At 67.2% G+C, this 21331-nt stretch carries 18 protein-coding genes; 2 read left to right on the top strand and 16 right to left on the bottom strand.

Going from position 1 to position 21331, the window contains the following annotated elements:
• Position 1: 1 nt before the first annotated feature.
• The 10 genes from AC07ZS_RS14040 to AC07ZS_RS14085 form a co-directional block, all read right to left on the bottom strand.
• Entirely contained in the window at positions 2 to 667 is a 666-nt protein-coding gene (locus AC07ZS_RS14040) for a YfgM family protein (RefSeq protein WP_494799157.1), read from the bottom strand.
• Positions 668 to 758: 91 nt separating this feature from the next.
• A complete protein-coding gene (gene hisS / locus AC07ZS_RS14045; protein WP_494799158.1) occupies positions 759 to 2063 on the bottom strand; it encodes a histidine--tRNA ligase in 1305 nt (434 codons plus the stop codon).
• A 49-nt stretch (positions 2064 to 2112) separates the two neighbouring features.
• Positions 2113 to 3393, bottom strand: coding sequence for a flavodoxin-dependent (E)-4-hydroxy-3-methylbut-2-enyl-diphosphate synthase (gene ispG / locus AC07ZS_RS14050; RefSeq protein ID WP_494799184.1), 1281 nt, complete (start codon positions 3391 to 3393; stop codon positions 2113 to 2115).
• A gap of 2 nt (positions 3394 to 3395) precedes the next feature.
• Positions 3396 to 4307 (bottom strand): RodZ domain-containing protein, encoded by a 912-nt coding sequence (locus AC07ZS_RS14055; RefSeq protein WP_494799159.1) that lies wholly within the window; start codon positions 4305 to 4307, stop codon positions 3396 to 3398.
• The gene (pilW, locus tag AC07ZS_RS14060; RefSeq protein WP_494799160.1) at positions 4300 to 5166 is read right to left on the bottom strand and encodes a type IV pilus biogenesis/stability protein PilW; all 867 of its coding nucleotides are present in this window, start codon (positions 5164 to 5166) and stop codon (positions 4300 to 4302) included. The genes AC07ZS_RS14055 and pilW overlap by 8 nt, the downstream gene beginning before the upstream one ends.
• Complete coding sequence (gene rlmN, locus AC07ZS_RS14065; RefSeq protein ID WP_494799161.1) at positions 5163 to 6311, bottom strand: dual-specificity RNA methyltransferase RlmN; 1149 nt, start codon at positions 6309 to 6311, stop codon at positions 5163 to 5165. Before rlmN ends, pilW begins: the two co-directional genes overlap by 4 nt.
• A gap of 7 nt (positions 6312 to 6318) precedes the next feature.
• Entirely contained in the window at positions 6319 to 6744 is a 426-nt protein-coding gene (gene ndk / locus AC07ZS_RS14070) for a nucleoside-diphosphate kinase (RefSeq protein WP_159593822.1), read from the bottom strand.
• 116 nt (positions 6745 to 6860) lie between these two features.
• Complete coding sequence (locus AC07ZS_RS14075; protein WP_494799162.1) at positions 6861 to 8204, bottom strand: pseudouridine synthase; 1344 nt, start codon at positions 8202 to 8204, stop codon at positions 6861 to 6863.
• Positions 8113 to 8835 (bottom strand): SMC-Scp complex subunit ScpB, encoded by a 723-nt coding sequence (scpB, locus tag AC07ZS_RS14080; protein ID WP_494799163.1) that lies wholly within the window; start codon positions 8833 to 8835, stop codon positions 8113 to 8115. The genes AC07ZS_RS14075 and scpB overlap by 92 nt, the downstream gene beginning before the upstream one ends.
• A gap of 189 nt (positions 8836 to 9024) precedes the next feature.
• Entirely contained in the window at positions 9025 to 10035 is a 1011-nt protein-coding gene (locus tag AC07ZS_RS14085; protein WP_494799185.1) for an RluA family pseudouridine synthase, read from the bottom strand.
• A gap of 116 nt (positions 10036 to 10151) precedes the next feature.
• Here AC07ZS_RS14085 and AC07ZS_RS14090 point away from each other — a divergent pair, with 116 nt between their 5' ends.
• Positions 10152 to 10916 (top strand): outer membrane protein assembly factor BamD, encoded by a 765-nt coding sequence (locus AC07ZS_RS14090; protein ID WP_494799186.1) that lies wholly within the window; start codon positions 10152 to 10154, stop codon positions 10914 to 10916.
• Here the strand turns inward: AC07ZS_RS14090 and AC07ZS_RS14095 are convergent.
• The gene (locus AC07ZS_RS14095) at positions 10879 to 12918 is read right to left on the bottom strand and encodes an ATP-dependent DNA helicase (protein WP_494799164.1); all 2040 of its coding nucleotides are present in this window, start codon (positions 12916 to 12918) and stop codon (positions 10879 to 10881) included. The genes AC07ZS_RS14090 and AC07ZS_RS14095 overlap by 38 nt on opposite strands.
• Positions 12919 to 13082: 164 nt before the next feature.
• Between AC07ZS_RS14095 and AC07ZS_RS14100 the strand changes: the two genes are divergently transcribed.
• Entirely contained in the window at positions 13083 to 13841 is a 759-nt protein-coding gene (locus tag AC07ZS_RS14100; RefSeq protein WP_494799165.1) for a PP2C family protein-serine/threonine phosphatase, read from the top strand.
• Between the two features lie 12 nt (positions 13842 to 13853).
• On the opposite strand, the gene zapE is transcribed toward AC07ZS_RS14100, so the two are convergent.
• From zapE to AC07ZS_RS14125, 5 genes are all read right to left on the bottom strand, one after another.
• Positions 13854 to 14951 (bottom strand): cell division protein ZapE, encoded by a 1098-nt coding sequence (gene zapE, locus AC07ZS_RS14105; protein ID WP_494799166.1) that lies wholly within the window; start codon positions 14949 to 14951, stop codon positions 13854 to 13856.
• Positions 14952 to 14961: 10 nt separating this feature from the next.
• Positions 14962 to 16389, bottom strand: a complete 1428-nt coding sequence (gene lpdA, locus AC07ZS_RS14110; RefSeq protein WP_494799167.1) for a dihydrolipoyl dehydrogenase — start codon at positions 16387 to 16389, stop codon at positions 14962 to 14964.
• 63 nt (positions 16390 to 16452) lie between these two features.
• Positions 16453 to 17709, bottom strand: coding sequence for a 2-oxoglutarate dehydrogenase complex dihydrolipoyllysine-residue succinyltransferase (odhB, locus tag AC07ZS_RS14115; RefSeq protein ID WP_494799168.1), 1257 nt, complete (start codon positions 17707 to 17709; stop codon positions 16453 to 16455).
• 88 nt (positions 17710 to 17797) lie between these two features.
• Entirely contained in the window at positions 17798 to 20689 is a 2892-nt protein-coding gene (locus AC07ZS_RS14120; protein WP_494799169.1) for a 2-oxoglutarate dehydrogenase E1 component, read from the bottom strand.
• 178 nt (positions 20690 to 20867) lie between these two features.
• Positions 20868 to 21242 (bottom strand): ArsR/SmtB family transcription factor, encoded by a 375-nt coding sequence (locus AC07ZS_RS14125; protein ID WP_494799170.1) that lies wholly within the window; start codon positions 21240 to 21242, stop codon positions 20868 to 20870.
• Positions 21243 to 21331: the final 89 nt, after the last annotated feature.

The following is a 21331-nucleotide window of genomic DNA, read 5'->3' on the forward strand; positions in this document are numbered from 1 at the left end:
TTCATCGTGCGGTGGAAGTCAGGCTGGCGGTGTCCACGCCCAGGGCGGCGAGCTTCACTTCGACCAGCCGGCGGTATTCGGTGCGTTCGCCCAGGGCCTGCCAGGCGCTTTGGTACTGGGCCTTGGCTTCGTCGGTCTTGCCCTGGGCCATGAAGACATCGCCGCGGCGGTCGGCCACCAGGGGCACAAACGACTTGGGCACCGAGGCGTCCAGCGTCTTGAGGGCCTGATCGAAGGCCTTGGCTTCCACGTCCAGCGCGGCCAAGCGCAAGCGCGCCACGGCCTGGTAGGACGCATCGCCGGACTTGTCGACCACCCAGTTCAGTGCGGCGCGGGCCTTGTCGACCTGGCCGGCCTCAAACAGGGTCTTGCCCGCCAGCAGAGCCGCCTGGGTGGCGAAGGTGGTGCCGCCGAACTGGGCCTGCATGTCGGCCAGGGCGCGCTCCACCCGATCGGTGTCGCGCGCCAGCACCGCGCGATCGACCTCGTCGTACAACGCGGCGGCTTTCACGCCCTGCGTGCGCTGCCAGTAGTTCCAGCCGTTCCAGGCCGCGAAGGAACCGAAGACGACGATCAGCACCCAGCTGATGAGATTGCCGTACTGGGCCCAGAAGTGCTTGATCTGATCGATCTGTTCCTGTTCTTCAAGGTCGAGGTGTTTGGCCATGGTGGATGCTTGTCTGGAATTCGTGCGCAGCGTGCGCAACGGGGGATTGTAGGCGGGCGGCCCCCAGGCCGCCCTTGCGGTGGCGCGAGCCTCAGGCGGCGCGCAGACGCCCCGCCCAATCGGCGATGGCGTCGAGCGGCAGCAGGCTCTGCGCGGCTTCGGCCGGTGCGTCCGTGCGCGGGCCGCGCAGGGGTTTGAGCGCCACGGCGCCCTGGGCCATTTCATGCTCGCCGAAGATGAGCGCAAACCGCGCGCCGCTGGCGTCGGCCTTCTTGAATTGCGACTTCATGCTGCCCATGCCGTCGGCACCACCGGCATGCATCTGCACGTTCACACCCTGCTGGCGCAGGGCCCGCAGCACCGGCATCACCTGGGGCACCCGGGCAGCCTCTGGCACCACGGCGTAGGCATCGGGCGCGGGCTGCTCGGGCAGCAGGCCCTGCTCTTTCAGCAGCTCCAGGATGCGCTCCATGCCCATCGCCCAGCCCACGGCCGGCGCGGCCTTGCCGCCGATCTGCTCGAACAGGCCGTCGTAGCGGCCGCCCGCGCACACCGTGCCCTGCGAACCCAGCTGGGTGGTGACGAACTCGAACACCGAGAGGTTGTAGTAGTCCATGCCGCGCACCAGGCGCGGGTTGATGCGGTAGGCGATGCCGTGCGCATCGAGCAGGCCGCGCAGGCGGTTGAAGTGGTCGAGCGACTCGGCACCCAGGTGGTCCATGAGGCGCGGCGCGGCGTTGACCAGGTCCTGCATCGCAGGATTCTTGGTGTCCAGGATGCGCAAGGGGTTGCTGTACAGGCGGCGCTTCGCTTCTTCGTCGAGCTGGTCGGCGTGCGCCTCGAGGTAGGCGATCAGGGCCTGGCGGTGGGCCAGGCGCTCGGGCGGCTGCCCCAGGCTGTTGATCTCGAGCTCGATGCCGGTCAGGCCCAGTTCGGCCCAGAGGTCACAGGCCAGCACGATGAGTTCGGCGTCCACATCCGGGCCGGCGAAGCCCAGGGCTTCCGCGCCGAACTGGTGGAATTGCCGGTAACGGCCGCGCTGCGGTCGCTCGTGCCGGAACATCGGCCCCATGTAGTACAGGCGCTTGCCGCCGTCGTACAGCATCGAATGCTCCAGCGCCGCGCGCACCACACCAGCCGTGTTCTCAGGACGCAGCGTCAGCTGCTCCCCGTTGAGCCGGTCTTCAAAGGAGTACATCTCCTTCTCGACGATGTCGGTCACTTCGCCCAGCCCCCGCACGAACAGCGCCGTGGGTTCGACGATGGGCGTGCGCAGGTTGCGGTAGCCGTAGCGGCGCATCAGCGTGCGCAGGGTGTCTTCGAGCCACTCCCAGTGCGCGGACGCGGGAGGGGCGATGTCGTTCATGCCTTTGACGGCGCTCAGTTTGTCTGCCATGCAATCTTTCGTTCAGCCGTGCGCCCGGCACGGTGGGTGAGCCCACCGCTCAGGGCGTCGTGCCGAATTTCTTCTCGATGTAGTTTTCAACGATCTGCTGGAACTCACGGGCAATGCCGTCGCCCCGCAAGGTCATGGCCTTCTGCCCGTCGATGAAGATCGGGGCGGCGGGTGCTTCGCCGGTGCCGGGCAGGCTGATGCCGATGTCGGCGTGCTTGCTTTCACCCGGGCCGTTGACGATGCAGCCCATCACGGCGACCTTGAGGTTTTCCACGCCGGGGTAGCGCGCGCGCCAGACCGGCATGGAGCCGCGCAGGTAGTCGTCGATCTGCTTGGCCAGCTCCTGGAAGGTGGTGCTGGTGGTGCGGCCACAGCCCGGGCAGGCGGTGACCGACGGCACGAAGGCGCGCATGCCCAGGGCCTGCAGGATCTCCAGCGCGATCACCACTTCCTGCGTGCGCGCTTCGCCCGGTTGCGGCGTGAGCGAGACGCGGATGGTGTCCCCGATGCCCTGCTGAAGCAGCACGGAGAGCGCTGCCGCCGAAGCCACCGCGCCCTTGGTGCCCATGCCAGCCTCGGTCAAACCCAGGTGCAGCGCGTAGTCGCAGCGCTGCGCCAGGGCCTGGTAGACCGCGATGAGGTCCTGCACGCCGCTGACCTTGCAGGACAGCACGATGTTGTTGCCGTTCAGGCCGATCTCTTCGGCCTTGCGAGCGGATTCGAGTGCGGAGGTGATCAGCGCCTCGTACATCACCTGGCGCGCTTCCCACGGGGTGCTGCGGTTCGCGTTCTCGTCCATCAGGCGCGCGAGCAGATCCTGGTCCAGGCTGCCCCAGTTCACACCGATGCGGATGGCCTTGTCGTAGCGCGCGGCGATCTCCACCATCTGCGCGAACTGGCGATCGCCCTTGTCGCCGCGACCCACATTGCCGGGGTTGATGCGGTACTTGGACAGTGCCTCGGCGCAGGCCGGGTGGTCGGTCAGCAGGCGGTGGCCGTTGTAGTGGAAGTCGCCGATCAGCGGGACGTTGATGCCCATGCGATCGAGCTGTTCGCGGATGTAGGGCACGGCCTTGGCGGCCTCGTCGTTGTTGACCGTGATGCGGACCAGCTCGGAGCCAGCCAGCGCGAGCTCCTTGACCTGGATCGCCGTGCCCACGGCATCGGCGGTGTCGGTGTTGGTCATGGACTGCACACGCACCGGCGCATCACCGCCGACGGTGACACGGTGGTCGCCCCAGGCCACCACCCCCTGGCGGGTGCGGCGCGCTCGCGCCGCCGACAGCGGAATCGGTTCACATGACGCGGCGGGGCGCACCAGGGTGTCCATGTTCATTTCACCTCGAATCGGGCGACATTGTTGCGCGCATAGCGCGTCACATCGAACGGCTTGCCGCGCACCGTGACCTGCGCGGCCTCGGCGCGGCCCAGCACCACGGTGTAGGGCGGTGCACTGGAGAAATCGACGGCGTCACCGGCCTGCAGCATGCGCTGGATCACCACGCTGCCCGAGCCATTGACGACCTCCACCCAGGACTCCCCGGTCGCGGCGATGGTGAGCAAACTGCCGGCAGCGGGAGTGGGAGCGGCGGACGCCGCAGCCTCGGGTGGTGTCGATGCCGCTGGCGGCACCACAGGTGCGGTGGAGACCGGTGCTGCCGGGGCCACGGGTGCCGCGCCGTCTGCGCCCGGGAGCGCAGGGGCCGGTGCAGGCTCCTGAGCCGGCACAGGCTCGGTCGCCGCCACGGGCTCCGCCGGCGTTTCGAGTGGCGTGACCACATTGCCCGCCTCGACCGGAGCCGGCTCTTCCGCACGCGGCATGAAGACGATGACCAGGGCGCCGAGCAGCAGCACGATGGCGGCCAGCAGCGCAGGCCGCGAAAGCCAGCTCAGCGGGTTGATCGGTGCCGGGTCGTGCGCCGGTTGGAAAGGCGTGTTGATCGCATGGCGCGAGCCACCCAGCTCGGGAATCACGCTCTGCGGAATCTGTTGCAGGATGGGTGCCGGGTCGATCTTGAGATGGCGGCAGGCGCTGGAAGCCAGTGCGCGCGCGAAGGTCAGATCGGGCAATTCGCTGTAGCGCCCGGCTTCCAGGGCTTCAAGCTTCTTCACCGGCACCTTGAGGGCGGCCGCGAGCGCGGCAATGTGCAAGCCCGCGGCTTCGCGCGCCGCGCGCAGCAGCACCGGGCGCGACCCGCCCTCCATGGCCACGGGGGAACCCTCGTTGGCTGACACCTCATTCATCAAATGCTCTCCGCTGATACGACGCCCATTCGCGCGAGTCCGGATAACGCCGGCTCAGTTGCTGGGCCAGTTGGGCCATGGCCTCGGTGTTGCCCATGCGCTGCTCCACCTTGATGCCCAGCCACAGGGTTTCGGCGTTGGCCAGTTCGCTGTTGTTCAACCGGCGAATGGTGAACTGCGCCTTGGCGTTCTCGCCCCGGCGAAATTGCAGGGTCGCGAGGTTGTAGGCCGTGATGGGATTGCCGGGATCGAGCTCGTAGGAACGGGCCAGGCTGCCCTCGGCTTCTTCAAACTGGGCTGCCCGCACCTGGCAGATGCCCTTGACCATGAGCGTCTTGGCCTGCCCGCCGTACACGGGACTGGCCAGCGCCTGCTGGAACAGCTCGATCGCCTGCGGATAGCGGCCCTGCTGGCACGCGAACAGGCCGTAGTGGTGCAGGACGTCGGGGTCGCGCGGGCTGAGCAGTTGGGCGCGCTTGAAGCTGTCTTCCGCGAGCCGCAGCTCGTTCAAGCGCGCATACACCAGGCCGCGCAGGGTGTAGGCCGGCGCGTAGTTCGGATCGGCTCCCAGTGCCAGCTTGATCTCGTCCAGCGCCACCGTGGTCTGGCCCTGCTCGAAGTAGCCTGAGGCCAGCTCGACCCGGATGCGCGCGCGCTTGCGCGCTTCGGGCTCGTCCGACTCGGTGACCGGTTCGGCACCGGCCGCCACCGCAGCGGCGGTGCTGGCGGGCAAGCCACGCGTCTGTGCGCAGCCTGCCAGCAACATGAGCAGCACGCCCATCCAGAAACTCGTCACCCAACCACGCAGACCCGAGGTTGCGTGGGGCCCGAAGAAACCGGAGCGGATCGCGTGTGTCATGCCTGCCTTTCCTTGTGAACGAAACGGATGGGGCGCTCGGCCGCGGCGCCGCGGCGCTTTGCCAGGCGTTGGGCCGCGTTGGTGCGGTCGAGCACGTCGCCGGCCAGCTGACCGCAGGCGGCATCGATGTCGTCCCCACGGGTCTTGCGCACCGTGGTCACCACACCGCCTTCATTGAGCATCTGCCCGAAACGCTGCACCACCGCGCGCGGCGAGCAGGTCAGGCCGGAGTCGGGGAAGGGGTTGAAAGGAATCAGGTTGATCTTGCACGGCACACCGCGCTCGCCGTGCTGCTTGAGCAAGGCCAGCAGTTCACGGGCGTGCTCGGGCTGGTCGTTCACGCCGTCGAGCATGCAGTACTCGAAGGTGATGAAGTCGCGTGGCGCCGCCGGCAGGTAGCGCAGGCAGGCATCCAGCAGCTCGGCGATGGGGTATTTGCGGTTCAACGGCACGAGGTCGTCGCGCAGGGGGTCGTTGGGGGCGTGCAGCGACACCGCCAGGGCCACCGGGCAATCCTGCGCCAGGCGGTCGATCATCGGCACCACACCGGAGGTGGAGACGGTCACGCGGCGGCGCGAGAGGCCATAGCCGTGGTCATCGAGCATGGCGCGCAGCGCCGGCACCAGCGCGTTGTAGTTCTGCAAGGGTTCGCCCATGCCCATCATGACCACGTTGGTGATCACGCGTTCCCCCCGTTGCAGGTGGCGGCGCAGAAAATGCTCGGCGTGCCAGAGCTGGGCCAGGATCTCACCGGTGGTGAGATTGCGCGAGAAACCCTGGTGCCCCGTGGAGCAGAAGCGGCAACCCACGGCGCAACCGGCCTGTGAGGAGATGCACAGCGTGCCTCGGTCTTCTTCGGGAATGAACACGGTTTCCACCGCATTGCCGTCGCCCACATCGAAGAGCCATTTGATGGTGCCGTCGGCCGAATCCTGGCGCGAGAGCACGGGCAGGTCGGTGATGGCGCAGACGCCGGGCAGCTTCTCGCGCAGGCTGCGCGCGAGATCGGTCATCTGGGTGAAGTCCGACGCCCCTTTTTGGTGGATCCAGCGAAACAGCTGGACGGCGCGAAAGCGCTTCTCGCCCAGCTGCTCGCAAAAGGCGGCCAAACCCTCGAGATCGAAGTCGAGCAGATTGGCCGTCATACCATGATCAACGCGAATAGACGTTGAGACCGGCAAAGAAGAAAGCCACTTCGGCAGCGGCCGTCTCGGGCGCGTCGGAGCCGTGCACGGCGTTGGCGTCGATGCTGTCGGCGAAGTCGGCGCGGATGGTGCCGGCGGCGGCCTTCTTGGGATCGGTGGCGCCCATCAGGTCGCGGTTCTTGGCGATGGCGCCTTCGCCTTCGAGCGCCTGGATCATCACGGGACCGGAGATCATGAAGTCGACCAGGTCCTTGAAGAAGGGACGCTCCTTGTGCACGGCGTAGAAGGCCTCGGCCTCGCCACGCGAGAGGTGGGCCATGCGAGCGGCCACGACCTTCAGGCCGGCGGCTTCAAAACGGGCGTAAATCTGGCCGATGACGTTCTTGGCGACGGCGTCGGGTTTGATGATCGAGAGGGTGCGTTCGATGGCCATAGGAATCCTGAAGTTTTTCGGTTGAATTTGTCGAAGCCCGCAAGGGCCTTACAAAGCCCACGATTCTACATTGCCCGGGTGTCCGTGCCGTGGAGCGTGGGCGTGTGGAACGCCTTTCAGCGCCCGCCCGAACGTCCACCACCCCGGCGGCGGCCACCTCCGGGCGGACCGCCCCGCCCGGCGTCCTGTTCGCGCCGGCGCTGCAGGGCGTCCTGACCGATGTAGCCAAAAGAGGTTTTCATCGGGTCCGGCTGCGAACCCGCACCACCCTGCCCCTTGCCCGGGCCCTTGGCACCGCGCGGCTTGGCGCCCCCTGGCGCCCCGCCCATGCCATAGCCGCTGTTGGTCCGGCGATCGCCGAAACCGGGGCCTTCGGGGCGACTGCCCGGCGGTTTTCCCTGGGTGCGGCCACCCTTGGCGCCTTGTTTGCCGCGCTGGGCCGGGTGCCGGCCGCCGGGGCGCGGGCCGCGCGGTTCGTCGGCCTCTACCAGTCCGGCCGCCGCCGTGAGGCGGGCGATGTCGCGGTCGTCGAGTTCCAGCCACACGCCGCGCTTGAGCCCCCTGGGCAGCATCACGGCGCCATAACGGATGCGGATCAGCCGGCTGACCGCATGGCCGACGGCCTCGAACATGCGGCGCACCTCGCGGTTGCGGCCTTCACCGATCGTCACCCGGTACCAGCAGTTGGCGCCCTCGCCTCCGCCGTCTTCGATGCTGGCGAACTGGGCCACGCCGTCGTCCAGCTTCACGCCGTCGAGCAAACGCTGTTTTTCCTCGTTCGACAAGGCGCCCAGCACGCGCACGGCGTACTCGCGCTGCAGACCGAAGCGCGGGTGCATCAGGCGGTTGGCCAGCTCACCGGAGTTGGTCAGCAGCAGCAGGCCTTCGGTATTGAGGTCCAGTCGACCGACCGACTGCCACTTGCCCTGCATCAGCTTGGGCAGGCGCCGGAACACGGTCGGCCGGTTCTGCGGGTCGTCGTGGGAGACCACCTCCCCCGCGGGCTTGTGATACGCCAGCACGCGCGGCGGCGGCGGCGTCATGCGCACGCGCACCGGCTTGCCATTGACCTTGATGACGTCCCCGAACTGGATGCGCTGCCCGATGTGGGCCGGCTCGCCGTTGACCGAGATGCGGCCCTCCAGGATGAGCTGCTCCATCTCCAGCCGCGAGCCCATGCCCGCCTGCGCCAGCACCTTGTGCAGCTTGGGCGATTCGGCCTGAGGCGCCAGCACGCGCTTGGTCGGCAGCGACTGGTCCTGCTCCTGCTCGGCGTCGAAGGCGCCGCTGACGACGTCGTCGAAGCGCAGGGCTTCAGGGGGCGCCACCGCGGGATCGGCGGGCGGCAACGTCGCGTCGGGGGTCGACTCAGGCGTCGCTGGAGGGGTGTTCGCCGGGTTCATGGTGTTCCTGGGTGGAGGGGGCGCTGGTCTGCGTATCTGGGGTGGGGGTCTCGGCATCGGCCATGGTCTCGACCAGCGCCGGCGCTTCGGACTCGTCGGCCACGTCAGCAGCTTCGGGCGACAGGTTCGACGACAGGGCCTCGAAATCCAGCCGATCCAGGGCCGATTCCTGGATTTCATTGCTCTCGAGCGGGGGCAGCTGATCGAGCGACGACAGGCCCAGATCATCGAGAAACTGGCGCGTGGTGGCGAACAGCGCGGGACGGCCCACGGTTTCGCGGTGGCCGATGACTTCGACCCAGCCCCGGTCTTCCAGCTGCTTGATGATCAGCGAGTTGATGGTCACGCCGCGGATGTCCTCCATGTCGCCCCGGGTCACGGGCTGGCGGTAGGCAATGATGGCGAGCGTCTCCATCGTGGCGCGGCTGTAGCGGGGCGGCTTTTCAGGGTGCAGCCGGTCCAGGTAGGGGCGCAGCTCGGGCCGGCTCTGGAAGCGCCAGCCACTGGCCACCTGCACCAGCTCCACGCCGCGGCCGGTCCACTCCAGCTGCAGGTCGGCCAGCAAGGTCTTGAGCGTGTCCGCCGAGACCTCCGCCTCGAACAGCGCGCCCAGCTCCCGCACGGACAGGGGCTGGGGTGCGCAGATCAACGCCGTCTCGAGGACGCGCTTGGCATCCGTGGTGTTCATGGTGTCAGTCTGTCAAAAACCGGCTTGGGCCGGGGCGGTACAGGGGGTGGGCACAACGCCCGTCACACTCGAACCGGCGAGGACGGCAAAGGCCGTCGGCACGAAACGCCGGGAAAGAACCTGTTGCCTGGCAGGGCCAAAAAGGAGGGGTTCGTGAGGCCGGGGACTCGACTCGTCGCACGGTGGCGTTCACTCGAGGAATCCGCTGCCCGGACCCGGCTCATTGTAGCGGAGGCCGCTGCCGGCCATGGCGGCCAGCAGGTCGGGCGGCGGCGGCGAACGAAACGCCAGCGGCTCGCCGGTGATCGGGTGCCGAAGCGACAAGCGCGCCGCATGCAGGGCCTGGCGATCGATGCCCCACAGGGCCCGGCCGCCATACAGCGTGTCCGCAACCAGGGGATGTCCCAGCCAGGCCATGTGCACCCGGATCTGGTGCGTGCGCCCGGTGTGCAGCTTGCACGCCACCAGGCAGGCCTGATCCGACGTGTCGAGCAGACGGATGGTGGTCTGCGCGGCCTTCCCGATCCCGGTGTCGGGGCGAACGACGGCCATGCGCAGCCGGTTGTGCACGTCGCGTCCGATCGGCTGGTCCACCCCCTTCTCGGCCGCGCCCTGCCAGCGCCCATGAGCCAGGGCCAGGTACTGGCGGTTCACCTCGCGCGCGGCGATGGCGCGCACGAGCGCCTCCACGGCCTGGCGCGATTTGCCCACGAGCATGAGCCCCGAGGTGTCCTTGTCGAGCCGGTGCACGATGCCGGCGCGCGGCAGCGAGGCCGCGCCGGCGTGGTGCGCTAGCAGGCCGTTGAGCAGGGTGCCCGTCCAGTGCCCGGCCGCCGGGTGCACCACCAGCCCGGCGGGCTTCTGGATCACCAGCAGGTCGGCGTCTTCATACACGACATCCAGCGCCATCGCCTGCGGCACGAAGGCCTGCGCCTGCTGCGTGGGTCGCAGCTCCACCGCCAGCCGGTCGCCGGCCGCGATGCGGGCGGAGGGCTTGCGCAAGGCGGTGCCGCGCATCTCCACGGCCCCGTCGACCATCAGCTGCTGCAGGTAGGAGCGCGAGAACTCGGGGATCAATTGCGCCAGCGCGCGATCGATGCGCCAGCCGTGCATGTCCGCAGGCACTTCGCAGACCCGCGTTTCCACTTCCGGCGCCAGTTCGTCCAGCACCGCGCCACCCTCCATGTCCGGGCCCGGCATGGAACCGGTTGTCACATCCCCCGTCGATATAATTTGCGAAGCCAAGTCTATTGTTCCGTTGTAAAGGTGCGCCCGTGAAGTTGACGTCCAGATTATCGGCTGTGCCCCTGTGCGCAATGGCCTCGGCGCTGGTGCTCAGTGCCTGCAGCACGACCCCCGTGGATGAAACGGCGGGCTGGAGCCCCAACCGCATCTACAGCGAAGCCACCGAAGAGCGCGCCGCCGGCAACTACGAGAAGTCGGTGACGCTGTACGAAAAGCTCGAAGGCCGTGCCGCCGGTACCCCGCTGGCTCAGCAAGCCCAGCTCGACAAGGCCTATGCCCAGTACAAGGCGAGCGAACAAGCCCAGGCCCTCGCCACCCTGGACCGGTTCCAGAAGCTCCATCCCACCAGCCCGGCGATGGACTATGCCCTGTACCTCAAGGGGCTGGTGAACTTCAACGACAACCTCGGCCTCTTCGGCTCGCTGGCGCGCCAGGACCTCTCCGAGCGCGACCAGAAAGCCGCCAAGGAATCGTTCGGCGCCTTCCGCGAGCTCGTCACCCGCTTTCCGGATTCCCGCTACAGCCCCGACGCCCGCGACCGCATGACGTACATCGTCAATTCGCTGGCCCAGTACGAGGTGCATGTGGCGCGCTACTACCACAGCCGTGGCGCCTACGTGGCGGCCATCAACCGCGCCCAGACCGCCTTGACCGACTACGTCAACGCCCCGGCCCTGGAAGAAGCGCTGTTCATCATGCTGCGTTCCTACGATGCCCTCGGGCTGACCCAACTGCGCGACGACACCCGCCGCGTGATGCAGACCAGCTACCCGAACAGCGAGTACCTGAGCCAGGGTTTCAAATCCAAGGACGATCCTTGGTGGAAGATCTGGTAAGCACCAGCGCATCGAGGCCGGCCTCCATGTCAGTCTCGTCCACCAGCCGGCGCATCGCCGGCAAGGCCTCCAGCAAGCGGTTGCCGTAAGACCGCGTGATCAGGCGCCGGTCGCCGATCACGAGAATCCCCTGGTCGGTCTCGGCGCGGATCAGGCGCCCCGCCCCCTGCTTGAGCGCCATGGCGGCTTCGGGCAGGAAGGCATCGTTGAACGCACTCAGGCCCTGGGCCTCCAGGCGCTGACCGCGCGCCTGCATCAAGGGATCGTCCGGCGGCGCAAAAGGCAGCTTGTCGATCACCAGCAGCTGCAACGCGTCGCCGGCCAGATCCACCCCCTCCCAGAACGACGCCGACGCCACCAGCACCGACGGCTCGCTTCCCTCGCGGAACCGGGCCAACAGCGCGCGCTTGGACAGGCGCCCCTGGGCCAGCACCCGAAGCGGTGCGCAGCGGCCCTGCGCCACCAGCCCCTGCAGGTGCTCGGCCATGCGCGATGCGGCCTTCAGCGTGGTGGTCAACACCAGGGTGCGGCCACCCAGGCGCGAAGCCCAGCGCGCCACCGCATCGGCCAGCGCGGGGGTGTGCGAGGCATCGGCGGGCTCGGGCAGGTCGTGCGGCACATACAGGGCCGCCTGGGTCGCATGGTCGAACGGGCTGGGCACGCGCAGCGTTTGCAGGCCCAGCGCATCCAGCCCGAGGCCCCGGGTGAACCAGCTCAGTTCCGCATCATCACCGAGTGTGGCCGACGAGAACACCCAGCTGCGTCGGCCAGGAGCTTCGTCCAGCAAGGACTGGAACAGACGGGAACTGTCGGGCGGTGCGCAGACGATGCGCCAATGCCGGCCCTCCCCCCACTCCACCCACCTCACCATCTCGGACGCTTGCGCGGCCGACGGACCGAAGCCCATATCGTCCCAGACGGTCTGCAGAGCCTGCACGCGCACGCGCAGCCGTTCGAGCTCGGCGGCGGCTTGAGCCGTCGCGGTGAGCGCCGCCAGAGCGGCCGCCAGCGCCTGCCCCAGATTGGCGATGCCGCGCTGCCAGGCGAGCGTGTCGACACCCTCGGGCGCCGCGCCGTGCCAGCGATGCCGGCCACCGCTGGCGCTGGCCTGCCGCGGCAGCGCCGCCATGGCACGCGAGGCCTGTTCGATCGCCAGCGCCAGGTGCGCCCAAGGCCGTTGGCCACGGGCCCATTGCGCGCCCTGGGTGGCGAGGTCGCGCGCCAGCTCACGCAGCTGCCCCGCACCCAGCGTTCGCCCCAGAAAGGGAATGCCGGTGTCGTTCAACTGGTGCGCTTCGTCGAACACCACCACATCGGCTGCGGGCAGCAGCGAGGCCACCCCCGTCTCCAGCAGCAACTGATCGGAGAAGAACAGGTGGTGGTTGATCACCACCCACTCGGCCTGCAAGGCCTCGCCGCGCGCGCGGTTGACATGGCATTCGCCATGGCGCGGGCAGCTGGCGCCCAGGCAGTTGTCTCGCGTGGACGTGATCAGCGGACGCAGCGGCGAGCGCTCGTCCAGAGCCTCCAGCTCGGCCAGGTCGCCGCTGCGTGACCGGTGGGCCCAATGCAGCACCTGGGTCAGCCCGGCAGAGATGGCCGGATCGCGCGGACCGGCCGACGCCGGCCCGTGCAAGGCCTGCTCCAGCCGATGCAGGCACACATAGCTCGAGCGCCCCTTGAGCAGGGCCACCCGGACCGGCAGCCCGAGCGCGCGAACGACGGCGGGAATGTCGCGAGCGAACAGCTGGTCCTGCAGCGCCTGGGTGGCGGTGGACAACAGGGCGCGCCGTCCGCTCAGCAACAGGGGCACGAGGTAGGCAAAGGTCTTGCCCACCCCCGTGCCGGCCTCGACGGCCAGACCGTGCCCGTTTTCGATGGCCCGGGCCACGGCGGCGGCCATGTCCAGCTGCCCCTGGCGCGGGCGCAGATGGCCGTGCGCGCGTGCCAACGGCCCGTCGGCGGCGAACGCGGCCGCAACGCCGTTTTCAAGCTCGCTCAAGCCGACTCCCACCCGCGCCGGGCGCCGTTGAGCAGGCCCACGCCGCCGGACGGCGGACCGGCGCGCAAGGGTTCACGGTTTCGGCCTCTGCCGGGCTTCGCGCAGCACAGATGTGGATACCATTGCACCCATTTCCCCACCCGCACAGACCGCCCCGCACATTCATGTCCAAAGGCTACCGCATCCAGGCGTCCACCGGCATCCACCGGGGCGACCGCGATTACCAGCAAGACCAGGTCAGCCTGCTGCACCATCCGCGCCACGGCACCTGTCTGCTGGCGGTGCTGGCCGACGGAATGGGTGGTCGCAGCGGCGGGCGCAAAGCCTCGGACCAGGTGATGCTCACGGCCCGGCAGCTGTTCGACCGCTACGACCCGGAGACGGACGATGCCGCCGCGCTGCTGCGCCAGATCGTCGAGGAATCCCATCTGGTCATCAAGCTCACGGCCGTCTCCGCCGAGCAGGAGCCGCACAGCACCATCGCCGCGTTCCTGATCAACCCGGGCGGCGACAGCCACTGGGTGCACGCGGGCGACTCGCGCATCTACCACTTCCGCAACGGTCGGATGGTCTTCCGCACCATGGACCATTCCTATGTGCAGACGCTGGTCAACCAGGGCGAGATCAGCGAGGAGGAAGCGCTGGACCACCCGCACGCCAACATCCTGATGGGTTGCCTGGGCACGGAGAACGACCCGCCGGTGGACCTGCATGTGGTGCCTCAGCTGAGCGCGGGTGACGCGATCATGGCCTGCAGCGACGGCATCTGGCACTACTTCACCCCGGAAGAACTGGCCAGCACCATCGCCATGCTCTCGCCCCGCGAGGCCTGTGAGTTTCTGATCCAGAAGGCCCGCTCCCGCGCCAAAGGCATGGGCGACAACCTCTCGATCACCATCGTCAAGCTCGACCCGCTGGGCTGAGGCCGGGTTCCATCAGGTCAGGCCGGTATCCACCAACCGGTGCTCCAGCGACAGGAATTCCTGTGACTGCATCTCGGTCAGCCGCGAGACAGTGCGCGGGAACTCGTGCGACATCGGCCCTTCCTGGTACAGCTGCTCGGGCGGTACCGCCGCCGACATCACCAGCTTGACGCGCCGGTCGTACAGCACGTCCACCAGCCAGGTGAAGCGCCGCGCTTCCGATGCCTGGCGCACCGACATCTGCGGCACGTTCGACAACATCAGCGTGTGGAACTGCGAGGCGATTTCGAGGTAGTCGTTCTGCGAACGCGGGCCGCCGCAGAGCGTGCGGAAGTCGAACCAGATCACGCCGCCCGCGCGCCGCAAGGCCTGGATCTGCCGCGCTTCGATGTGCATCACGGCGTCCTGGTCCCCCATCTCGGCCAGCTCCTGGAAGGTGGTCTCCATCGCCTCGTCGGCCTGCGGTCCCAGCGGCCAGTGGTAGAGCTGGATGTGGTTGAGCGTGCGCTGGCGGTAGTCGGTGCCGTTGTCCACATTCAGCACCTCCAGCCGCTGCTTGAGCAGCTCGATCGCCGGCAGGATGCGATCGCGGTGCAGCCCGTCGGGGTAGAGGTCGTCGGGACGGAAATTGGACGTGGTGACGAATCCCACGCCCGCCTTGAACAGCGCGTCCAGCAGGCGGTGCAGGATCATGGCATCGGTCACGTCCGCCACGTGGAACTCGTCGAAGCAGATGAGCTTGTAGCGCTTGGCGATGCGCGCACCCAGTTCGTCCAGCGGGTTCACCGTGCCCTGCAGCTCGCGCAGTTCACGGTGCACCTCGCGCATGAACTCGTGGAAGTGCAGCCGCGTCTTGCGCCGCAGCGGCACCGCCTCGAAGAAGCACTCCATGAGGAAGCTCTTGCCCCGGCCCACGCCGCCGTACATGTACACGCCGCGCGGAATCTCGGGGTTGACGAAGAGCTTTTTCAGCGAGTTCGAGCGCTTCTGCTTGTACACCGCCCATTCGGACGCGCAACGCTCCAGCGCGTCAATGGCGCGCTGTTGCGCGGGGTCCGTCGTGTAGCCGCGCTCTTTGAGCGCGGCCTCGTACCTGCTGCGAACGCTCAAGATCGGCGCTTCAGAAGTTCAGCGTGCGCTTGTCCACCGCCAGCGCGGCTTCCTTCGTCGCTTCCGAGAGCGAAGGGTGGGCGTGGCAGATGCGCGCGATGTCTTCGGCGCTGGCCTTGAACTCCATCGCGACCACGGCCTCGGCGATCAGTTCACTGGCCATGGGGCCCACGATGTGCACGCCCAGGATTTCGTCGCTGGTCGCATCGGCCAGGAACTTCACCATGCCGGTGGTGTCGCCCAGCGCCCGCGCGCGGCCGTTGGCCAGGAACGGGAAGGTGCCGGCCTTGTACTTCACACCGTCGGCCTTGAGCTGCTGCTCGGTGCGGCCCACCCACGCGATCTCGGGGCTGGTGTAGATCACCCAGGGGATGGTGTTGAAGTTGACGTGCCCGTGCTGGCCGGCGATGCGCTCGGCCACGGCCACGCCCTCTTCTTCCGCCTTGTGCGCCAGCATGGGGCCACGCACCACGTCGCCCACCGCCCACACGCCCTTGAGGCTGGTGCGGCACTCGTCGTCCACCACGATGGCGCCGCGCTCGTCGAGCTGCAGGCCCACGGCTTCGGCGTTGAGGCCGATGGTGTTGGGCACGCGGCCGATGGAAACGATCAGCTTGTCGGCATCGATGCTTTGCGCCTCGCCCTTGGCGTTGGTGTAGGCCACGCTCACGCCCTTCTTGCCGGTCTTGATGTCACCGACCTTCACGCCCAGTTCGATCTTCAGGCCCTGCTTGTCGAACGCCTTCTTGGCTTCCTTGGCGATCTGCTCGTCCACCGCGCCCAGGAAGGTCGGCAGACCTTCGAGGATGGTCACGTCGGAGCCCAGGCGGCGCCAGACCGAACCCATTTCGAGGCCGATCACGCCGGAGCCGATCAGCACCAGTTTCTTGGGCACTGCGCCGATGCGCAGGGCGCCGTCGTTGGACAGCACGGTCTCTTCGTCGAACGGCACGCCGGGCAACGCGCGGGCGTTGGAGCCCGTGGCCAGGATGATCTGCTGGCCGGTGATGACTTCTTCCTTCGCGCCAGTCACCTGGATCTCGTAGCCGGCTTCGACGGCCTTCACGAACGAGCCGCGGCCGTGGAAGAAGGTGACCTTGTTCTTCTTGAACAGGTACAGGATGCCGTCGTTGTTCTGCTTCACCACCGTGTCTTTGCGGCCGACCATCTTGGCGATGTCGATCTTCACGTTGGTGGCGCTGATGCCGTGATCAGCGAAATGGTGGTTGGCGTGGTCGAAGTGCTCGGACGATTGCAGCAGCGCCTTGCTGGGAATGCAACCGACGTTGGTGCAGGTGCCGCCCGGTGCCGGACCGCCGGCGGCGTTCTTCCACTCGTCGATACAGGCGACCTTGAAGCCGAGCTGTGCCGCACGGATGGCGGCGATGTAGCCGCCGGGGCCGCCGCCGATCACGACGACGTCAAAGGATTGGGACATGTTGTGTTCCTGAATTCAAAGGGCCAACGCCCCTGGCGGGGCGTTGGCGGGATAGCTTGCGGATCAGATGTCGAACAGCAGGCGGGCGGGATCTTCCAGCGCTTCCTTCATCGCCACCAGACCCAGCACGGCTTCACGACCATCGATGATGCGGTGGTCATAGGACATGGCGAAGTAGTTCATCGGACGCACGACCACCTGGCCGTTTTCCACCATGGCGCGGTCCTTGGTGGCATGCACGCCCAGGATGGCCGACTGCGGCGGGTTGATGATGGGGGTGGACATCATCGAGCCGAAGGTGCCGCCGTTGGAGATGGAGAACGTGCCGCCGGTGAGGTCGTCCAGGCCCAGCTTGCCGTCCTTGGCCTTCTGGCCGAACTCGGCGATCTTCTTCTCGATCTCGGCGAAGCTCATCTGGTCCGCGTTGCGCAGGATGGGCACCACCAGGCCGCGGGGCGAACCGACGGCGATACCGATGTCGAAGTAACCGTGGTAGACGATGTCGTTGCCGTCGACCGAGGCGTTGAGGATCGGGTACTTCTTGAGCGCATGCACAGCAGCCTTCACGAAGAAGCTCATGAAGCCCAGCTTGACGCCGTGTTCCTTCTCGAACTTCTCCTGGAACTTCTTGCGCATCTCCATCACGGGCGCCATGTTCACTTCGTTGAACGTGGTCAGGATGGCGTTGGTCGATTGCGACTGCAGCAGGCGCTCGGCCACGCGGGCGCGCAGGCGGGTCATGGCCACGCGCTCTTCAGGGCGGTCACCCAGGTCAGGCGCCACCACGGGCACCTGCGGCAGCACCTTGGTGGGCGCGCCGGTGGGGATCGCCACGGGCGCCGCCACGGCGGCCTTGGGGGCGGCCACGGCCGACAGCACGTCGCCCTTGGTCACGCGACCGTCCTTGCCGGTGCCGGCGACCGAGCCGGCGGCCAGGTTGTTGTCGGCCATCAGCTTGGCGGCGGCGGGCATGGCCACACCGGCCTTGGACTGGGACGTGGCCGCAGCGGCTGCGGCCGGCGCGGCGGCAGGGGCCGCGGGTGCGGCGGCGGGTGCGGGTGCGGCCGTGCCGGCGACGGCAGCGGTGTCGATGCGAGCGATCAGCTGATCGGCGGCCACGGTGGCGCCGTCGCCCTGGACCAGCTCGACCAGCACGCCGGCGGCGGGTGCGGGCACTTCGAGCACGACCTTGTCGGTTTCGATTTCGATCAGGATTTCGTCGGCGGCGACGGCCTCGCCGGCCTTCTTCTTCCATGCCAGCAGGGTGGCTTCAGCCACCGATTCGGACAGTTGCGGGACTTTGACTTCTACGATTGCCATGAGTGTTCTACCTGGTTTTCTGTGGGGTGCGTCGGACGGGCCGGTCGCAGGACGTCATCGCCTGCAGACCGGCTCGGGTCCGCTCAATTCACTTGGTGAGAATGAAGCCCTTGAGCTTGCCGAAAGCAGCTTCGATCAAGGTCTTCTGCTGCTCCTGGTGGAGGTGGGCATAACCCACGGCCGGCGACGCGGAGGCTGCGCGCCCGGCGTAGCCCAGCTTCTGGCCTTCGAGCATGTTCTCGTGGATGTAGTGCTGCACGAAGAACCAGGCGCCCTGGTTCTGCGGTTCGTCCTGGCACCAGACGATGTCGGTCGCGTTGGGGTACTTGCGCAGCTCGGCGCCGAACACCTTGTGCGGGAACGGGTACAGCTGCTCCACGCGCACGATCGCCACGTCGTCCGAGCCGCGCTCTTCGCGCTTCTTGACGAGGTCGTAGTACACCTTGCCCGAGCAGCAGATGACGCGCTTGACCTTCTCGGCCTTCTTCACGACATCGGCGTTCTGCTCCGGGATCACGGTCTGGAAACCGCCCTTGGTGAACTCGGACAGCGGCGAGGTCGCGTCCTTGTTGCGCAGCAGCGACTTGGGCGTGAAGATGATCAGCGGCTTGCGCAGCCCACGGATCATCTGGCGGCGCAGCACGTGGAAGATCTGGCTCGCGGTGGTGGGCTGCACGACCTGCATGTTGGTGTCGGCGGCCAGCTGCATGAAGCGCTCCAGGCGAGCGGAGCTGTGCTCCGGGCCCTGGCCTTCGTAGCCGTGCGGCAGCATCATCGTGATGCCGTTGACGCGGCCCCACTTCACTTCGCCGGAGGCGATGAACTGGTCGATCACGACCTGCGCACCGTTGACGAAGTCGCCGAACTGGGCTTCCCAGATCACCAGCGTGTTCGGATCGTTCGAGGCATAGCCGTATTCGAAACCGAGCACGGCCTCTTCGGACAGGATGGAGTCGATCACCACGAACGGAGCCTGGTTGTCGGCCACGTTCTGCAGCGGCACGTAGATGCCCTCGTCGTACTTCTCGCGGTTCTGGTCGTGAATGACGGCGTGGCGGTGCGTGAACGTGCCGCGGCCGCAATCCTCACCCGAGAGGCGCACGGGGAAGCCACTGGCCACCAGCGAGGCGAACGCCATGTGCTCGCCCATGCCCCAGTCCACCGGAATGTCGCCACGGCCCATGGCCGCGCGATCGGCATACACCTTCTTCACCAGCTGGTGCGGGGTGACGTTGTCCGGAATCGTGGTCAGTCGATCCGACAGGCGCTTCCATTCGGCCATGGGAATGGCCGAGTCCGCGCTGTCGGTCCACTTCTTGCCCAGGTACGGGCTCCAGTCCACGGCGAACTTGCTCTTGAAGTTGGTCAGCACCGGGTCCACGGTGTGGCGACCGGCGTCCAGGGCGGCGCGGTAGGCCTTGACCATGTCGTCGCCCAGCGTCTCGCCCAGGCCTTGCGCGGCCAGCTTGTCGGCGTACAGCTTGCGCGTGCCGGGGTGGGCCGCGATCTTCTTGTACATGAGCGGCTGCGTCAGGCTCGGGGTGTCCTGTTCGTTGTGGCCGAGCTTGCGGAAGCACACGATGTCAACCACCACGTCCTTCTGGAAGGTCATGCGGAAATCAAGCGCGAGCTTGGTGGCGAACACCACGGCTTCGGGATCGTCGCCGTTGACGTGCAGCACCGGCGCTTCGATCATCTTCACGACGTCCGAGCAATACAGCGTGGAACGGCTGTCACGCGGGTCGGAGGTGGTGAAACCAATCTGGTTGTTGATCACCAGGTGCACCGTGCCGCCGGTGGAATAACCACGGGTTTCGGCCAGCGCCAAGGTTTCCATCACCACGCCCTGGCCGGCGAAGGCGGCGTCGCCATGCACCAGCACGGGCAGCACCTGCTTGCCCAGGGGGTCGCCACGGCGGTCCATGCGGGCGCGCACGGAGCCTTCCACCACCGGGTTCACGATTTCCAGGTGCGAGGGGTTGAACGCCAGCGAGAGGTGCACCGGGCCGCCGGGGGTGGTCACGTCGGAGCTGAAGCCCTGGTGGTACTTCACGTCACCGGAGGGCAGTTCTTCGGGGGCGGTGTGGTCGAACTCGGCAAACAGGTCCTTGGGCATCTTGCCCAGGGTGTTGACCAGCACGTTCAGGCGCCCACGGTGCGCCATGCCGATCACGATTTCCTGGACGCCGATCTGGCCGGCCTGGGTGATCAGTTCGTCCATCGAGGCGATGAAGCTCTCGCCGCCTTCCAGCGAGAAGCGCTTCTGGCCCACGTACTTGGTGTGCAGGAAGCGCTCCAGGCCTTCGGCCGCCGTCAGGCGGTCGAGGATGTGCTTCTTCTTGTCGGCATTGAAGACGGGCTTGGTGCGCGTGGCTTCCAGGCGCTCCTGCCACCAGCGCTTCTGGCTCTGGTCGGTGATGTACATGTACTCGGCACCGATGGTGCCGCAGTACGTCTCGCGCAAGGCGTTGAGCAACTCGCGCAAGGACATGGTTTCCTTGCCGAAGAACGTGTTGCTGGTGTTGAACACGGTCTCGAGGTCGGCGTCGGTGAAGCCGTAGAACGAGAGTTCGAGTTCGGGAATGTGGTCACGCTCGGCGCGCTTGAGCGGGTCGAGATCGGCCCAGCGGGCGCCGACGTTGCGGTAGGCGGCAATGAGCTGCTGGACGGCGGTGCGCTTGCGGGCGAGTTCGGAATCGGCGCCAGCGGCGACGACCACCTTGGTGCCGCCCTGCTTGGCGCGCTCGGCGAAGGCATTGATGACGGGCTGGTGCGGGACGTCGCGGGCGTCGGAGCCATCACCGGCGGGGACGTTCTGCAGCGCGTCGAAGTAGCCGCGCCAGTTGTCAGGGACGCTACCGGGATTGTCCAGGTAGTTTTCGTACATCTCTTCCACGTACGGCGCGTTGCCGCCGAAGAGGTACGAGTTGCCGTTGTAGGCAACATAGACGTTGCCCCCGTTCGATTGGGAATCGCTCATAAATCCGCTGACCTCCGTTTCCCTTGGGGAAACATAAGCTGGTTAAGACAACCTTCCGCGGCACGGCTGAACCGTTAGGCGGATGCGACAGTGACTGTGGAAGGACCTGACTGCAGCCCGCGATTGTGCCACCGCGAGAACAGCCCTGTGTAAAAAGATGCGTTGCGCGCGCCGTTGGTCAGGACGAGGCGCGGGGCGACAGGCGCTCGGATGCGGGCACCGAGCTCGGCTCGTCCATCTCGATCGCGATCTGGGTGCAGACCGTGCGGCACAGCGTCACGGCCTTTTCGCTCTGCACGCGGTAGATGACCTGGGTGCCGTCCTTGCGTTTGGCCAGCACGCCCGCCCGGTAAAGCAGGTTCAGGTGCTGGGACAGATTCGGCTGGGTGGTGTCGATTTCCTGCAACAGCTGGGAAACCGACTTCTCCTTGTCGCAAAGCGCGCTGAGGATGCGCAGCCGCATGGGGGTGGCGAGCACGCCGAAGAGTTCGGCCGCGAGTTCAAACACGCGGACTTTTTCCACTTGGCCTTCGGACGCGATCATCTGTTCCATGGCGGTCGTTGCTCGTGTAAATATAAGCATGAATTGTACTTACAAAAGCCGAAAGCCACCATGGCTTGAGAGGCGAAACCCCGAGGCCG

The sequence above is a fragment of the Hydrogenophaga sp. GW456-12-10-14-TSB4 genome, assembly GCF_059424305.1.

What these genes read in the sequence shown, in the direction of transcription:
- rlmN (WP_494799161.1), bottom strand. Translation starts at nt 6,311, where the DNA reads ATGACGGCCAATCTGCTCGACTTCGATCTCGAGGGTTTGGCCGCCTTT.
- pilW (WP_494799160.1), bottom strand. Translation starts at nt 5,166, where the DNA reads ATGACACACGCGATCCGCTCCGGTTTCTTCGGGCCCCACGCAACCTCG.
- AC07ZS_RS14040 (WP_494799157.1), bottom strand. Translation starts at nt 667, where the DNA reads ATGGCCAAACACCTCGACCTTGAAGAACAGGAACAGATCGATCAGATC.
- AC07ZS_RS14090 (WP_494799186.1), top strand. Translation starts at nt 10,152, where the DNA reads ATGGCCTCGGCGCTGGTGCTCAGTGCCTGCAGCACGACCCCCGTGGAT.
- AC07ZS_RS14055 (WP_494799159.1), bottom strand. Translation starts at nt 4,307, where the DNA reads ATGAATGAGGTGTCAGCCAACGAGGGTTCCCCCGTGGCCATGGAGGGC.
- ndk (WP_159593822.1), bottom strand. Translation starts at nt 6,744, where the DNA reads ATGGCCATCGAACGCACCCTCTCGATCATCAAACCCGACGCCGTCGCC.
- ispG (WP_494799184.1), bottom strand. Translation starts at nt 3,393, where the DNA reads ATGGACACCCTGGTGCGCCCCGCCGCGTCATGTGAACCGATTCCGCTG.
- AC07ZS_RS14120 (WP_494799169.1), bottom strand. Translation starts at nt 20,689, where the DNA reads ATGAGCGATTCCCAATCGAACGGGGGCAACGTCTATGTTGCCTACAAC.
- lpdA (WP_494799167.1), bottom strand. Translation starts at nt 16,389, where the DNA reads ATGTCCCAATCCTTTGACGTCGTCGTGATCGGCGGCGGCCCCGGCGGC.
- AC07ZS_RS14125 (WP_494799170.1), bottom strand. Translation starts at nt 21,242, where the DNA reads ATGGAACAGATGATCGCGTCCGAAGGCCAAGTGGAAAAAGTCCGCGTG.
- AC07ZS_RS14085 (WP_494799185.1), bottom strand. Translation starts at nt 10,035, where the DNA reads ATGCCGGGCCCGGACATGGAGGGTGGCGCGGTGCTGGACGAACTGGCG.
- hisS (WP_494799158.1), bottom strand. Translation starts at nt 2,063, where the DNA reads ATGGCAGACAAACTGAGCGCCGTCAAAGGCATGAACGACATCGCCCCT.
- AC07ZS_RS14100 (WP_494799165.1), top strand. Translation starts at nt 13,083, where the DNA reads ATGTCCAAAGGCTACCGCATCCAGGCGTCCACCGGCATCCACCGGGGC.
- odhB (WP_494799168.1), bottom strand. Translation starts at nt 17,709, where the DNA reads ATGGCAATCGTAGAAGTCAAAGTCCCGCAACTGTCCGAATCGGTGGCT.
- scpB (WP_494799163.1), bottom strand. Translation starts at nt 8,835, where the DNA reads ATGAACACCACGGATGCCAAGCGCGTCCTCGAGACGGCGTTGATCTGC.
- AC07ZS_RS14075 (WP_494799162.1), bottom strand. Translation starts at nt 8,204, where the DNA reads ATGCCGAGACCCCCACCCCAGATACGCAGACCAGCGCCCCCTCCACCC.